The 14,762-nt window shown below is 60.0% G+C and carries 16 protein-coding genes and 1 tRNA gene; 3 read left to right on the top strand and 14 right to left on the bottom strand.

Annotated elements, in window-relative coordinates:
• Positions 1 to 46: 46 nt before the first annotated feature.
• From ACP2AH_RS18995 to ACP2AH_RS18965, 7 genes are all read right to left on the bottom strand, one after another.
• Positions 47 to 805 carry an ATP12 family chaperone protein gene (locus tag ACP2AH_RS18995; protein WP_425107238.1) on the bottom strand — a complete coding sequence of 253 codons (759 nt, stop codon included), beginning with the start codon at positions 803 to 805 and terminating at the stop codon, positions 47 to 49.
• Positions 802 to 1,473, bottom strand: coding sequence for an HAD-IA family hydrolase (locus ACP2AH_RS18990; RefSeq protein WP_425107237.1), 672 nt, complete (start codon positions 1,471 to 1,473; stop codon positions 802 to 804). The genes ACP2AH_RS18995 and ACP2AH_RS18990 overlap by 4 nt, the downstream gene beginning before the upstream one ends.
• 189 nt (positions 1,474 to 1,662) lie before the next feature.
• Complete coding sequence (locus ACP2AH_RS18985) at positions 1,663 to 3,363, bottom strand: methyl-accepting chemotaxis protein (RefSeq protein ID WP_425107236.1); 1,701 nt, start codon at positions 3,361 to 3,363, stop codon at positions 1,663 to 1,665.
• Between the two features lie 163 nt (positions 3,364 to 3,526).
• Positions 3,527 to 3,602: transfer RNA gene (locus tag ACP2AH_RS18980), tRNA-Val, on the bottom strand.
• A 7-nt stretch (positions 3,603 to 3,609) separates the two neighbouring features.
• Positions 3,610 to 4,575: a site-specific integrase gene (locus ACP2AH_RS18975; RefSeq protein WP_425107235.1), complete on the bottom strand. Its 966-nt coding sequence runs from the start codon at positions 4,573 to 4,575 to the stop codon at positions 3,610 to 3,612.
• Positions 4,572 to 4,961: a helix-turn-helix domain-containing protein gene (locus tag ACP2AH_RS18970; RefSeq protein ID WP_425107234.1), complete on the bottom strand. Its 390-nt coding sequence runs from the start codon at positions 4,959 to 4,961 to the stop codon at positions 4,572 to 4,574. The genes ACP2AH_RS18975 and ACP2AH_RS18970 overlap by 4 nt, the downstream gene beginning before the upstream one ends.
• 318 nt (positions 4,962 to 5,279) lie before the next feature.
• Positions 5,280 to 5,720, bottom strand: coding sequence for a hypothetical protein (locus ACP2AH_RS18965; RefSeq protein ID WP_425107233.1), 441 nt, complete (start codon positions 5,718 to 5,720; stop codon positions 5,280 to 5,282).
• Between the two features lie 296 nt (positions 5,721 to 6,016).
• On the opposite strand from ACP2AH_RS18965, the gene ACP2AH_RS18960 reads away from it, so the two are divergent.
• Positions 6,017 to 7,462 (top strand): MobA/MobL family protein, encoded by a 1,446-nt coding sequence (locus ACP2AH_RS18960; protein ID WP_425107232.1) that lies wholly within the window; start codon positions 6,017 to 6,019, stop codon positions 7,460 to 7,462.
• A gap of 67 nt (positions 7,463 to 7,529) precedes the next feature.
• On the opposite strand, the gene ACP2AH_RS18955 is transcribed toward ACP2AH_RS18960, so the two are convergent.
• Positions 7,530 to 9,023 (bottom strand): type IV secretory system conjugative DNA transfer family protein, encoded by a 1,494-nt coding sequence (locus ACP2AH_RS18955; protein WP_425107231.1) that lies wholly within the window; start codon positions 9,021 to 9,023, stop codon positions 7,530 to 7,532.
• Positions 9,024 to 9,084: 61 nt separating this feature from the next.
• Here ACP2AH_RS18955 and ACP2AH_RS18950 point away from each other — a divergent pair, with 61 nt between their 5' ends.
• Positions 9,085 to 10,029: an ArdC family protein gene (locus ACP2AH_RS18950; RefSeq protein WP_425107230.1), complete on the top strand. Its 945-nt coding sequence runs from the start codon at positions 9,085 to 9,087 to the stop codon at positions 10,027 to 10,029.
• 94 nt (positions 10,030 to 10,123) lie between these two features.
• Positions 10,124 to 10,663, top strand: coding sequence for a hypothetical protein (locus ACP2AH_RS18945; RefSeq protein WP_425107229.1), 540 nt, complete (start codon positions 10,124 to 10,126; stop codon positions 10,661 to 10,663).
• A gap of 57 nt (positions 10,664 to 10,720) precedes the next feature.
• Here ACP2AH_RS18945 and ACP2AH_RS18940 read toward each other — a convergent pair whose 3' ends face one another.
• The 6 genes from ACP2AH_RS18940 to ACP2AH_RS18915 all read right to left on the bottom strand — a co-directional run bounded on the left by ACP2AH_RS18940 (position 10,721) and on the right by ACP2AH_RS18915 (position 14,713).
• Entirely contained in the window at positions 10,721 to 10,987 is a 267-nt protein-coding gene (locus ACP2AH_RS18940) for a hypothetical protein (protein ID WP_425107228.1), read from the bottom strand.
• A complete protein-coding gene (locus tag ACP2AH_RS18935; protein ID WP_425107227.1) occupies positions 10,987 to 11,193 on the bottom strand; it encodes a hypothetical protein in 207 nt (68 codons plus the stop codon). Before ACP2AH_RS18935 ends, ACP2AH_RS18940 begins: the two co-directional genes overlap by 1 nt.
• 52 nt (positions 11,194 to 11,245) lie before the next feature.
• Positions 11,246 to 11,638, bottom strand: a complete 393-nt coding sequence (locus ACP2AH_RS18930; protein WP_425107226.1) for a D-Ala-D-Ala carboxypeptidase family metallohydrolase — start codon at positions 11,636 to 11,638, stop codon at positions 11,246 to 11,248.
• 3 nt (positions 11,639 to 11,641) lie between these two features.
• Positions 11,642 to 11,935 carry a hypothetical protein gene (locus ACP2AH_RS18925; protein WP_425107225.1) on the bottom strand — a complete coding sequence of 98 codons (294 nt, stop codon included), beginning with the start codon at positions 11,933 to 11,935 and terminating at the stop codon, positions 11,642 to 11,644.
• Positions 11,936 to 12,000: 65 nt separating this feature from the next.
• A complete protein-coding gene (locus ACP2AH_RS18920) occupies positions 12,001 to 13,287 on the bottom strand; it encodes a hypothetical protein (protein ID WP_425107224.1) in 1,287 nt (428 codons plus the stop codon).
• Positions 13,280 to 14,713 (bottom strand): hypothetical protein, encoded by a 1,434-nt coding sequence (locus ACP2AH_RS18915; RefSeq protein WP_425107223.1) that lies wholly within the window; start codon positions 14,711 to 14,713, stop codon positions 13,280 to 13,282. Before ACP2AH_RS18915 ends, ACP2AH_RS18920 begins: the two co-directional genes overlap by 8 nt.
• Positions 14,714 to 14,762: the final 49 nt, after the last annotated feature.

Below are 14,762 nucleotides of genomic sequence, written 5' to 3'. Positions count from 1 at the left end.
AAAGTGCATAGCGGTTTTGCGCCAGGAATTGCGTATAATCAAAGAGTTAGAGAAGCGCGTAGACCCGCGCGGCGGCCTCGAAGTCGCGGCGCCGCCGGGCGCGGCGGTCAAGCGCCTCGGCATCGGTGCCCCAGAGCTGCTCCTGCACCTCTTCATCCGCATGGGCGGCGCGCCATGCCATGTCCACATCGAGATGGCCATGCGCCACGGCCAGCGCCAGAAGCGCCGAGCCGCTCAGCGTCGTCATCAGGTTGAGCGCGGCGAGCCGCAGCGGATCGTCCGGCAGCGTGCCGGCGATGAGTTCCAGCGTGCGCGGCGGCTGGGCGACATGGACGACGCCCTCGCTCAGCATGAACATGGCGCCAAAGCGCTCGCGCGCCCAGGCCAGCACCGGGTCCCACAGTTCCGCATGCAGCGCCACCAGCTGCGCCGGAGTGTCGGTGCGGTAGCACAGCAGGTCGCTGCCGGCGTAGCGCACGATCTCGCCGCCGACCTCGGCCATGTTCGGCGCGACTCCGTCGAGGGCCGAATTGACCAGCCGGGTCATCGGCATGGTCATGGGGTCGATGAATTCGCCCTGCGCCTGCCATTCCTGCGCCAGAGCCTGCGCCAGCGTCAGGCTCGGCACCGCGACGAGGTGGCGCCCCGGCGTGCGCACCGGGCGTCCGTCCAGCTCCACGCGGAACAGGCCGCCCTCCGTCGCCGCGGCTCCGGCCTCGCGGTAGAATCGCTTGGGCAGTGGCTTGCGCTCGGTGAAGCCCGGCCGGGCCGGCGCCGGCGGCGCTTCGGGGATCCCTCCGCTCACGCCACCGTCTCCCAGAGTTCGTCGATCGCCCGTTGCAGCTCGTCCGCATCCGTGGCCAGACGCTCGGCGCCCGACTGGGTCAGCAGATCGGGCGCGTGATAGCCCCAGCTCACGCCGATCGCCCGGGCGCCGGCGGCACGCGCCATCACCATGTCGAAACTGGTATCGCCGATCAGCACCGTGTCCATCGGCTCCGCGCCGGTGGCCGCCATCGCCTGCAGCACCATGGCCGGGTGCGGCTTGGAGGGGGCGTCATCCGCCGTCTGGATGGTGACGAAGCGCCCTTCCAGCCCGTGATGGGCCAGCACCGCCGCCACGCCGCGCTGCGACTTGCCGGTGGCGATGCCGAGCAGCAGGTCGTCGCGGGCGGCGAGCCGGTCGATCAGCGCGCGCATGCCGGGGAACATCGGCTCGCTGAAATCCGGCTCGGTGCGTAGTTCGCGGAACGCCTCGCGGTAGAGATCGGCCAGCCGCTCGGCGGGAAAGCGCGGATCGTCTTCGCCCAGCCGCTGCATCGCTTCCACCAGCGACAGCCCGACAATGCCGAGCACCGCCTCGCGCGAGGGCATGGCGAGCTCCGCGCGGGCGAAGGCGCGGCCCATGGCGGCGACAATGACGTGCTGGCTGTCCACCAGCGTGCCGTCGCAATCGAACAGGACGAGTTTCATCGGCACACCACGGCGCGGCTGACGGGGCGCGGCACGTGGGGGCACGGCCGCGCGGGAGAGCCGTCGAAGTCGGGGATGCGGCCGGGGATGTCAACCCCCGGCGCCGGGCCGGCCGGGCGGCCTCCCGAAAAGCAAACCGCGCGCCGCTGGGGGAAGCGGCGCGCGGCGGGGCTGGGAGCGTGTGGACGGTCAGGCCGCCCGCAGGCTGCGCACCAGCTCACCCACCTGCTGCTTCAGGTCGCTGGCCTGATGCGCCAGCGCACCGGAGAGCGAGGTCAGCTGCGCGGAGGCGGCGCCGGTCATTTCGGCCGCGCGGCCGACACCGACGATGTTCTCGCTCACCATGCCGGTGCCGCTGGCGGCCTGGTTGGTGTTCACAGCGATTTCCTGCGTGGCCGAACCCTGCTGCTCGACCGAGCTGGCGATGGTGGTCGTGGCATCGCGGATCTGCGCGATGGTGGTGACGATGTGCTCGATCGAACCCACGGTGCGGCCGGTCGCCTGCTGGATATCGTTGACCTTGAGGCCGATCTCCTTGGTGGCGCCGGCGGTCTGCTCGGCAAGCTGCTTCACTTCCTGCGCGACCACCGCGAAGCCGCGGCCCGCCTCGCCCGCCCGCGCCGCCTCGATGGTGGCGTTGAGCGCGAGAAGGTTGGTCTGGGCGGCGATGTCGGTGATGAGGTTGACCACTTCGCCGATCTTGGCCGCGGCCTCAGAAAGCTCGCGGATCTCGGAGGCGGTGCGGTTCACCACCTCGGCCCCGCTCACCGCGCGCCCGGCGGCGCCGCTGACCTGGTTGCCGATCTCGCGGATCGAGGAGGTGAGTTCCTCGGTCGCCGCCGCGACGGTCTGCACGCTGCCCGAGGCTTCGGCCGCAGCACTGCCGACCGCCGCCGCCTGGCGGGAGGTCTCCTCGGCGCTGGCCGCGAGGTTGCGGGCCGCTTCCGACACTTCGGTGGAGGAGTTCGACAGCGCGTTGACGAGCGTGCCCATCTTCGATTCGAACTCGTCGGCGATCGCCTGGCGCTGCGCCACGACGCGCTGGGCGGCGTGGACTTCGGCCTGGCGGGCCTCCTCGCGCGCCTTCTCGGCATCGACGAGAGCGCCGCGCAGCACGTCCGCCGAACGGGCCATGCCGCCGATCTCGTCCTTGCGCTCGGTGCCTTCCACGGTCACGGCGAGCACGCCCTGGGCGAGATTGTCGAACACCTTCCGCAACTGCTCCAGCGGCTTCACCACGCCGAAGCGCGTCGCCAGGAAGGCCAGCAGCAGCACCAGCACGAGGCCGGCAGCCATCACGCTGTAAACCAGGGTCACGGTGGAATCGGCGTCCGCGCGCAGGCTGTCGGAAAGCTTGGTGATGTCGTTCGCCCGCGTGTTCACCTCAGCGGCGATGTCGGCGATGATCGCCTTGGAAATGGGCATGCAGCGCGCATTCCATTCTGCGGCCGTCTTGTTGTTCTCTTCGACCGAGGTCGAGGCATTGGCGCGCGCGACGATGTCGCCGCACTGCTCGCCGATGAAACGGTCGAACTTCGCCACCATCGTCTTCACCTGCTCGGCCACCGACGGGTCCTTGGTCGCCGCGTCCGCCATGCGGTCATGGAAGCCGGCGACGGCCTCCTTCTGGGTCTTGGCCGCCGCCTCATTGTCCTCGTCGGTCAACGCCGACAGCGACTGGTAGACACCCTGGTTGAAATAGACAGTGAAGCGGTTGGCCCGGGCCAGCGCCACGGCGGCCGAGGCGGGGCCCGTCAGGGCCTCGTGATATTGCGAACTGATCGCCTGCATGCGGGTGCCGGCGAAAATCACCCCGCCGGTGGCGAAGGCGGCAAGCAGCAGCAGCAGCGCCGATATCTTGCCGATGAGCGGCAAATTCTTGAAGGACATGTGAGCTCCACGGGACAGCTAACCCAGCCCCAGCCCGGGCGCGTCGCTGCGCGGTGCCGGCCGAGACCTACCGTCGCCACCATGAAAACGCCGCCTTGTGTGAAGCTGTCGTGCCGCTGGGTCACAACCCCTGCGGATGCGCCGCCCCGGCATCGGGAAGCGATGGTGGGCGGTGACGGGCTCGAACCGCCGACCCTCTCGGTGTAAACGAGATGCTCTACCAACTGAGCTAACCGCCCGACCTGTTCAGGCTGCTGCCTTTTCCGCTTCTCCGTCTTTCAACGGTGTCCCGTAAATGGCGCGTACCAGCTTTTCCAGAGCCTCGCGGCTCGCCGCCATATAAAGCGGGTCAGCGGCAGCGTAAACCTCCGTGATTGAATATCCCGGCATGCGATGGCCAAGGAACGCAGCCACCTCCCATGGCGAAACCGAGTGTGACCTCATCCAGCGCGCGATGGTGTGCCGGAATGACGTGGGCTGCACCGTCTTGTCATCAAGGCCGGCATCCTTTCGCAGCGTGCGCCACGCCGTCTTGACGCTACCAAGCACCTCCCCGTTCGGGCTGACCAGCGCGGCGGCGTTGCTGGGTTGCATCTGTGCGTGGAGTTCGACGAGATAGGCGCGGGTGGCTTCGCAGACGCGCACCGTAGGACGCCGCTTCTTGGTCTGCGCACGTCCTGGCGGGTTCAGGGTGATAATCCCACTGCCTAGGTCAATGCGCTCCCAGGTAAGCTGCAAAAGCGCCTCAGGCCGCGCACCGGTGCCCGCGAGCAGCATGATGTAGGTGCGCATGTAGCCACTGGATTGCGCCAGCAGCTTCTGGATTTCCTCAACAGACAGCGGACGACCACGAGGCTGCTTATCGCCCTCTTCCACGTTCTTGAACGGAGGAAGGCTCGTCAGCTCGCCATACTCCCACGCCGCCCGCAGAGCAGCCTTGCCCACGCTGATAACGCGCGCGACGGCAGACGGCTTCATGCCTTTCTCTTGAAGGAAGACCACGAAGCCGTCGCGCGACGCGCGCGTTGTGGCTTTCGCCACGGAAGCCGCCCCAAAATGTTCATTCCAATAAGCGAGTGCCATCTTCTGCGTAGGGGCGCTACGCTGCTTTTTGGCGTGACGCTCCCAATGAGCCAGAAGAACGTCAGCGAGCGGGATATCCGCCGTGTCGGCCTTTTGAGGCCTGACATTGGCGATAAACCACTCGGTCAACTTTTGCTGGGCTTCCTGAAAGTCTGTTGTGCCAAGGCTGTAACGGTCTGTCCGTCCGGCCTCTTGGTTGAAGCGGCACCGATACCATGAGGGGCTTTCACCTCGCCGGGCAAGGAACCACTCTCCGAGCCGGAAGTCGCTTGTTGAGCGTCGTCCCATCCCTCAGTCCCCTTTAGCAGCAAATCCACAATATGCTGGCCCAGGTATCGAACACCGCGTTCGCCCATGCGAATGTGCGGCGTTATTCCCCTCCGCCGCCAGCGCTTCAAGGTGCTGACGTCGATGTTCAGAAAATGCGCCGCCTGCTCCTCGCCGTATTGGCGATAAAGAGCAATGCCGTATTCAAGGGCTATTCCCTCGCGCATTTTTTGACGCTCATCAACCACAGGAACCACCAAGCCTGAATATGGTATCGGAGAATTGCGGCAACCCAAAGGCTATAACCACTAGCAATCCCCCCTCCCCCATTCTATCGTATCGCCGCCCTATAACGATAAAAACAAAGTACCCTATGGCGGGCAGCGTCAAGAAAGCACCCGCCGCCTCGTAAACGGGTGTGGCCACCTGCCTCCCGGCGCAGTACAGAAACGGCGACCATCCCCACTGGACGAACATGAAATTCGCCACATAGAGAAGCACCAAAACGCCCAATACATAAATATATGGCTGATGTTTTTTGCCAGACTTCATAACCAGCTAGGAAGCTACCCCTCCCACGCAATTCCCTTTAAAAATCGAGGGCGAATATCAATCACCCGAACATCTTCGCCTCTTACCATATACCTCTCCGCGGTAATGTTGAGCGAGATAGCGATATCGTTTGCCCCTAGATGCGCCTCAAGCGTTTTGAAATGGGGATCTTCCTGAATTGCCCAAACCACATCATGGGGCACCAAAAACACTGGCATCATTGGCTCGCCCCTGTTCATAAGATCGATAAAAAAAGGGCCAATATGCTGAAACCCGACATCTTGGAATAGAATCGGCATGTCCCAGACCGTGTAATTCATAAGCTTAATGGTTTCGATGGGCTCGGGAAACCAGCTCACCACCTCATTAAGCTGTTCGCCGGAATAAAGCCCAGCTGGGGCCTTGCATGTTTTAAGAACAGCCGACGCAAATATATTGAAAAGGCCCGACTGCAACTCCCACCCTCCCCCAGCCGGAACCAGCGCCGGTTATCATGCCGCTTCTCTTCACCCCTATTCCACCAGCAGATGGGGAACTGTGGCTTGCGCGCGGCAATCAGATACTGCCCATGCGGGAACCCCGTGTCGAGTAGGCCCACCATCCCATGCCCCGTAATGCACCGCTATGCGCTGACACTGTAAGTTGCACAAAAGCATCAGTTAGCCGAGGCTGCCATGTAGGGATAGCGCAGTTAGACAATTCATGCTGAATTGTCCGGCAGAGCTGCGCCTGTTGGTTGTATTATTCACACATGGCACAAGCAGCTTACTTCCGGCTGGAACATTCAGCGGTAAACCGCGCCCGACAGGGTTGGGGTTACCTTGCCGCGCATGCCAATTACGCCGCGAATGTGCGCAAGTGCAGCCAGATTATCCATGTGAATGGCGCTGACAACCGCCATGCCATCCAAAACCTGATCTCAGCCCACGAGTACTCGCTGACTAGGAAAAACGCGCGCGTGGCCGATAAGGTGCTGCTGTCATTGCCGGTGGAATTGACAGAGGAACACCGCCACGAAGCCTTGCGGCGGTTCCTGCGCTCCATCACTTTTGACGGTCGCACGCGGGCGATAGCCTTTTATCACTCTGACCATGCCCACAACCCGCATGCGCACGTAATCCTTCTCGACCGGGATGTGCAGACGGGTCAGCCGGTTGCCCTGATGGGCGCCAACCGGCAGAACCGCCTGAAGGCCGGCCTCGAACCCAACGCCACCGAATGGCTGCGAAAGACGTGGGAAACCGACTGCAACAGCGTTTTCTCCGAGTTCGGATACTCCCTTGAGGTTGACCGGCGAAGCAATCTGGAACGCGGCATTGAAGAGGCTGGTGAGCATCGCGGCTGGCAGGCCGAGAACGACAACGCCTTGGACGTTGTGCCCCCGCATGCACCGATAAGCGACGAGAAGCCGGCCCTCCAACCGGATAGCGTCGCCCAACCCGACGAAGAGGACGCCCGCCAGGGCGAAGAAGAGATGGCCTACGTCGCCGTTGACGAGCGCAAGCCTGAAGAGCTTTCAGCTGCCGAGCGCGTTTATGTGGCCCGTATGGCCCACCAGGAGGCAAAAGCCATCCAGGGCGCCATCGAGCGCAGGAACAACGCCGTTCAGCGCTATGAGGCAGCACGACTGGTGGCACAGCGGGCAGCTGAGGCCTTCAGCTCGCAGGGCATTGTTACCATGGCCGCAGAGCATGCGTACTACCAGGCAAAGCAGGCCTATGAAGCCACGCACACTGAGAGCGGCCGGGCCAAAGGGTTCAAACTGGCCGTGTTCGGCAAGACACTGTGGCAGTCAGAGGCAAACCGGAAGGCCGAGGAAGCCGAACAGTCCCTGGCGGGCGCCGACTATAAGGCCGAGTTCGCCAAAAAGGATCTGGACGCGCTATCCGCGCAGAGCCAGACCGAAAGCCGCCGCGCGCAGGAGCTTTTTGACCAGGCAGAGAAGCACGTTCAATACCTTCAGACAGTGTATGGCACAGATCAGGAGGCCGACGAGGCGTTGAAGGCGCACGAAGCGTCCGTCACGGCCTACATGGAGGGTATCTCCATGGAAGAGCTGGTGGTGATGGTTGAAGAAGGGGAAATCAGCGTGGGTGAGGCCGTTGAAGCTTTGCAAATCATGGGGCGCGACCATGATGCAGAGGAGCTGGCTAACCACGAATTCCATCAGCAGCAGGATCAGGGGCCTGAATTGTAAAAGCCCGCCTTTTGAGCGGGCTTTGGTCCCCTATTAACAGAAGGCGTAAGAAAAGAAAAAACCACCTTCATAAATACTTTGGCCCACTTTTTGTAATCCTGAAAGCCTTTTTTGCTTTTATTGACAGATTGCCGAGAATAAGCAGGCATTCATCCTGCTTCAGCCGCAGTATCTGGTCTGGCTTAATCAGCCTCACGCCCATCTCGCTTGCACCCTTGCTTTCGCCATGAGAGCTGACGTTATAGCTTTGATTCTCAATCGTGCGGTCACCCACCATCTTGCTGTAGGCCTCATTCGTGGCCATGTCCTTACAGCCGCCGAAAACCACGTGATCACAGCCATTCCACAAGGTGTCGGCGTCGTCCTGGTAGGTGGTGTCTAAATCCTTCTTGGACAAAAAGCACAGCATCACGGCCACGCCCGCCTTCCGCAGCACGTTGTGGGCTTTTACGATGGCACCGCAGTGGCCCATATCTTTTGCTTCGTCCGCTATTATGCGAACCGGGCGCGGCAGGGGACGGTTCATCCTGTCCCACATGCGCATGATGGTGTTGACGGCATTGCCAAACACAACACGGGTAAACTCCCCTCCCGTATCACCTCCCGCCAGGCCAGCCCGCACGAACATAACGGTAGGCTGGCCGTGCATAAACACGTCTTCCCACTTCCAGCCGCGCTGGGCGTTCTGTTCTTCGTCCCGCCCAAAAGTGCTGACTTCCTTGATGCGCTCTGAACGCCAGATCTTCAGCCGGTTCAGCGAGGTCGAGAGCATGCTGGGGCCTTCATTTGTGCCCAGCTTTTGAAAGGTCTTGATGGCAGCAAACGTGCTGCCGTGAATTTTCATCCGCTTGATCATCGCGTCCCGCAAATCGTCGTCGATGATCTCCTCGGCAATTTGGCCAATTGTCTTACCGTTTCCCTCATATTTGACGTTCAGCAGGATGGCGTCATGCAACATTTGCCGGGCGAAGTCGCGGAAGTGCGGCTGGCGTTCCTTATGGTCGCGCGGAACCAGCAGTTCGCATAATGCGTCAATATCGCCGTCCATGTCGGTATCATCCGTCGTGCGAACGAACGACAGAACGTCGTATTTTCCACCCTCTTTAGGGCTTTCCAGGTCGATCTTGCCGACCAAATAACCCATCTCAACCAATAGCGGCGTCGCGGCCCGGTAAATCTCGTTTGCCGCATCGCTGACGATGATGTGGGGCCTTTGTTCCGGCGGAAGCATCTTTAGCGCGTGCAACCCGGCGATGATGGTCTGGCTTTTACCGGTGCCCGGTGCGGCCATCACAATCGAGCTACGCTCAAAATGGCTGAATAGCGGCAAATCCGGCTTCGCCATTCGGCCGACGTAAAAGCCCCGCGCCTCCAGATTCCCATTGCCCTTTAGCTCCTTCCTGTCAGCCCAGGCGGCGTCGCCGTGCCGTGGCGCCTCTTTATGCCCCCAAAATGACCGATACGCATACTTCGCCACATCCCATAGGGCGTTTAACATAGCTCCGCCAACCTCAATGAGGACAATGATTGGCGCCAATATAATTCCCAATACCATATTCATCGCTTAATATCCTATTGGGTATTTCCCAAACATCTATAACCTTTTTGGAGGCTTCTTCATCATGAAGACGGCAGAACTCTATGCGTCTGTAACGCAGCGTATCATCAACGAACTGGAGAAAGGAACCGTCCCATGGGTACGTCCGTGGTCTGGCCAATCAGACGCCACTCTCCTTATTCCGGCCAATCTCGTTACCGCCCGGCCGTATTCCGGCATCAACACCCTCATCCTGTGGTGCGAAGTCCAGAACAAGGGCTACCCCACCCACGGCTGGTGCACTTTCCAGCAGGCCAACGAAATGAAGGCCCGCGTCCGGAAGGGTGAGAAGGCAACACCTGTGGTGTTCGTCAAACGGGTGGAAAAGGAGGACGAACAGACCGGCGAGAAGAAGCAAAGCACCATTCTTAAGAGCTACTACGTCTTCAACCAGGCGCAGCTTGAGAACGTGCCTCCGCAGTACGAGCGGCTTCCCGGCCCTTCGGACATCGAGCAGTCCCGTGACGAGGCTTTGCAGTACCAGAAGGACTGCGGCGTCACCGTCGTCCACGGCGGCAACAAGGCGGCCTACTACCCGCAGCGCGACCAGATCGTGCTTCCGGCCTTTGGCAGTTTCGAGGACGAGGATGCCTATTGGGGCACCTTCTTCCACGAGGTAATCCACGCCAGCGGCCACAAAGAACGGCTGAACCGCAATCTGTCTGGCCGGTTTGGCAGTGAGGCCTACGCTGCCGAAGAGCTGGTGGCGGAACTGGGCAGCGCGTTCACCTCCGCCAGGATTGGCATCCCGCCTTCTTTCCGCAGCTCCGCCTACATCGAGAACTGGCTAAAGGTGCTGAAGGGCGACAACCAGGCGATCTTCCGCGCGGCGTCCCATGCGTCGCAGGCCACGGACTTCATGTGGGAACAGGCATTTTATGCCGAGCAGGAGGAAACGCCGGAGGTGGAGAAATCACACCACGGCGCGCCACAGCCATCCATCGCGATGGACGACGCTATCCCGTTCTGAGCTGAAGCCCGCCACATGGCGGGCTTCTTGCTGTTCAGCATCGTGACGCTGAATCCGTCGTATGTTACCCACACGCGTCAATGGGAACACCGCTATGAAAACCGCCCTTATCGTTGCAAGCGTCCTATTTGCATGTGCCCAAGCTCACGCTCAGGGAACGCGTCCTGAATGGCAGTCCACCCTGTCTGCGGACGGCTCAAAGACCGTTGCGGTCTACAGTTTGTGGGATTATGGTCCAAAACTGACATTCGGAATGTTTTGCAACGCAGACCAAAGTGTAGCCAATAGGAGAAGTTATTTTTTCCTATCGCCCGGACTTAATAGCTATTGCGCCACAGACCAGAACAAACTCTATGGGGTTGATTTAGCTACGGTTAAGTTTGGAGATCGGTTTGTGGAATTTATTATGAAATGTCGCGCCCAGACCGATTCAAATAGCACTTGGTACTGGACAGACCCTAACGATACAGACACTTACGATGGGGTTATTGAATTTGAGAACCGATTTAAAACCTTTGAAGGCGATGAGTTTTCGGTCGAAGTATTCAACTCAAAGATAAAATCCTCATTTTCCCATACAGGACGCCAAGTTTTTAACAAGCTCCAGTCAGAGTGCGTCCAACAGCAGAACTAATGACATGCAGCTTCCATCGCTGCGTCAAGTTTCAGAACCGCCCGCAGCGTATTGGGGCTATCCGTCGAGGCCACGGTTGGACGGTTCATCGCGTATGTCAGACACGCGGATGAGGCCTCGCTCCTTAAGCTCGCGCATGACATCATTATGAGCAAGCAGCTCAACGCGAGCAGCAGCACGGGCAGCCTTTTCAACATCACTCAGTGCCTCCCGTGCCTGCTTTCCCTTCTCCCACTCCCGGCCGACCAAAAACGCCACCAGTTGCGGGATGTAATCCTTTATCGCCGCCCATAGCGCACCCAGCGCCGCCAGCAGCTCTTTCACTATTGAATGGCCTTGGTAGCCTTGGCGCGGAACACAATTGCCGCGACGGCACCCACAGTGGCCACCAGCGTGCCAATTGCATCCACAATCATCGCCTGATCAGCCTCAACGATGGTGTAGCCTGCCTTGCTGGCCAAAATTGCCAACACGCTCACAAGCGCCGACCAGACTGTACGGCTTTGCAAAATACCTTTAACGTCATCCACCTATTTACCCTTTCGTTATTCTTATTATTTCACGCAATTAAAAAGCCGTCCACTATTCACCCGACCTTCCTCTGCCAGGCCATTCCGTTGGGCGTGAGTAACCCTCGGCAAGGGTCATGTCATCGAGATGAACCCAGCTGCGGTAATATCCGATACCGGTCATACCGACCTGCCGGGCAAGCTTTGCAAACGCTGCTTGGTCTTCCGGCATAATGTGAATGTCCGCCGCCCTGCCCCGCAGGTGAGCGCTGTTGGCGGTGCCGCCAACGGCTCTGTTGTGTGTTTTCGTCCGGTAGCCTGACGTGACACGCATCGGACGGCCCCAAAGCGTCCTGAGCGCGTCCAGCTTGGCCACGAAGGACAGCACCATCTTCTGGCCAGAACCAGGCTGATCGGAGCTGTCAAACTCCCCGACTTTGAAGTGCTGAATGTCGTTCCAGTCCATGGCCTAGGCGTTCGTAGCGACCAGCTTTACAAACCAGCCGACAGCTGCCCCAATCGCGCCAGCGACGCTTCCGACCACCCCTAGAAACCAAAGCGACATGCGCCGCCCGGTTTCCCACTGGAGCGCTTTATCCTCCAGCAAGCGAATGCGGACTGGAACCCCGTCGAACTGCGTGGAAAGCCGCGTGAGCGTGTCCACTACCGTATCTAGCTTGTTCTCAAGACGGTCAAGGCGAACATCACGGCTCATTATGCATGCATCCACATATTGGATACAGAGCTTGTGAATATAATCCATTCTCTAAGCCACTGAATGAATCGTCGCTTCAACTGCTGCATATCTAGGTCTTTGTTTAAAATGGACTATGGATAGTATATAATTACACGACCATTTGCACCTTGGCCACCCGCTCGTGATGTACCAAAGCTTCCGCCCCCTCCCCCGCCCGGTTCGCTACCATTACTTCCCGCAGATTGCCCAGAAAATAAACTAGGATTGGATCCACCCGATCCTCCTGAAGGAGCATTACCTCCAAATCCGCCTGGATAGGCTCCATTAGGTCCCGTAAGCCCGTTAGCTCCAGCAACACCAGCAATATCATTAAATCCGCTATTCACAATAATTGTTCCAGATCCACCAGCCCAACTCGCATTACCTGATGGCGCTCCTCTTCCGCCATTACCGCCGGAAGCGCTGACCGTCATGCTGGCCCCTACTACACTAGACGTTCCACCTTGGGCGCCCGCTCCGGCAGACGTACTACCACCAGCGCCACCGTTTCCAACGACAACGGTTAGCGACACATTTGGCGTAACTGTCAAAAACCCTTCTGAAAACTGTCCGGACGCTCCACCTGCGCCCTGTACGTTCGTGGCATTAGACCCACCACCACCGCCGCCGCCGCCCCATAACTTTACGTATACCAGGCTGCTTGAAGGAACAAAGTCAGTCGACGATGTTGTAAAAACAATCATTCTTCCAAATGGCAGATATGGAGTATCTGTATTTGTCAGCTCTCTAAAATTCGGCGTTGCACTTACCCCAGTAATTGGGCCTGCTAAAACGGTTCTGCTCGGCTGTGCTACCCAGGTGAGCGAGATGGTATCGCTCGACGTGACCGGCGTGCGGCTTACTGCGAACGTGGCAGGTGCCTCAAGACCCACACTGACAAGAGAGCCGCTGATGGCGCTTGCAGGTATTGGCTTGCTCTGGCCATCAACTAACCCAACGTAAATTCTCTCCAGCGATGACGTAAGGTCACCGCTGTCCATTTTCAGCTCCACCGACGTGTTCGGCGCGCTGTAAATGCTGCTGCTGACGGTTCCGTAATAGGTCAGGATATCGTCGGCTCTTATGCGACGCCCAGCCGGGAAAAAGCTGGTGCGGTCCCCAGCAACCAGGAACGTGTTGCTGTTGAGCTGCGTTGGCGCCAGCCCGAGGTCAATCCACTGAGGTGCCTGGTAGAACCCACGCACGTCCGCCATGAGCTGGCGGGCCGCGTCGTTCACCTGACCGGCGGGCATTGGCTCAGGAAACAGAAATACGTTGCTGCCAGGGCTGGTCGAGTAATCAGCGAGGCCGTCGGCAAAAGACGGTACGGCCAATGTCGCTACAAGGGCAGTCCACAATAACAGTGCATACTTATTCACCTGTCAGGCTTTCATTATCGTTGAACAGAAACCGTAAAAGCCCAGCATATTCATTCATGTCGGGAGATTGGCTTGCGGCCACTCCAATCGTTCCGCCGGGCAATGCATAGCCGGGAGCGGGCTGTATCTGCCGGAGGGAATTCAGGGCGGCATTGGTGCTGCGGTTTACCGAACCGCGATAGCCAGCCTCCGCAGCCAATCCAATGGCGTTAGGTATCAGGAAAGCGGGATTGAATGCCCCGGCCGCGGCGGAACCCATCGCCCCACCCGCGGCACCGAAGCCAAGTAGGCGGTTCGGCGATAGCTTTGCCGCCTCACGCAACGCGCGTTCGCCCCCGGTGGTGGTGGCTGCGCGCTCGACAGCGGGGCGCTGCTGAGGGCGTAGATAGGACATCTGCTGTTCATCATCAGCTATGCCGCGAAAAACATCCCGCGCACGGGTCTGCTTCGTCGTGCCTGGTGCGCGCTGGCGAACCTGCCGCTCTACATCATCGGCCAGTCCAAAGGCTTGCTTGTCCCGCCAGGCCGAGCGGGCGGCAGAAATAAGCTGCGCATCTTCCGGTGTGCCTGAGCGCATCTGTGCAGGAGTGATGTTGTCCAGGAAGCCGTTGACCTGCTGTTTCAGCCGACCCGCCAGCCGGGCGCTCTCTGTCGTGCCCCCTGCAATGTCATCGAGGCCCTTCATGTAAGCGTCAAAGCCAGCCGGGGTCAGATCGGTCTGAGGTTTGGCTTTCAACTCGTTCAGCTTGCGCGTGATCGCCGCATATTCCGGTGCGCTTTCAACGTATCCCTCGCGCTTCAGGCCTTCTTTCACGCTGTTGGCAAACTGGCCAACCGCTTTCCGAGAGATCCGAGCGCCGAACTGGTCAACTGCCTCATATGCGGCCTTCGCTCTGGCATCCACCGATGAACGCGCTGTTTCCACCGGGCGCGTGAACGCATTTCTGGTGGCGTTGTAAGCAGAACTGCCAATTTTACCGCCCAATAGAGCGCCTACCAGTCCCCCGTAAGGGCGCGCCCACTCCCCAAGAGTTGCTGCAGAAGCATCGCCACCGGCTTGCCCACCGGCTGCACCAATAGCCCTGGTGAGGATGCCGGGAAGGCCGCCAACTGCCCCTGTAGTGGCACCTGTGGCGATGGACTGGGCGTACTCGCCCGATTTGGTCTGGGGTTGATACAGCGAGGACATGGCTTCGGTAGCCGGGGAAGACGGCCCGCGGAATGGTGCTGCCGTTGAAAAATCGCCCGTCACCAGCGCCTGCGTGTTGCCCACAAGGTCACGCGCCCAGTTTACCGGGTTCAGCGCGTCGGCGAACATCCCTGCGCCGATACCGACGCCACTTGCAGCTGATTTGGCAACATCCTCCGCCGTGCCAGTGCCACCAAACTGACGGCGCAACACGGCCTCGACATCGGCCGGCGCCATGCTATCGGGAAATTCCGCGATATCCCCGTTCGGGAGCTGCACTTGCACT

This window comes from Ancylobacter sp. (assembly GCF_965249975.1).
Taxonomy (GTDB): Bacteria; Pseudomonadota; Alphaproteobacteria; order Rhizobiales; family Xanthobacteraceae; genus Ancylobacter.
This window is presented reverse-complemented; position numbering and strand designations above follow the sequence as displayed.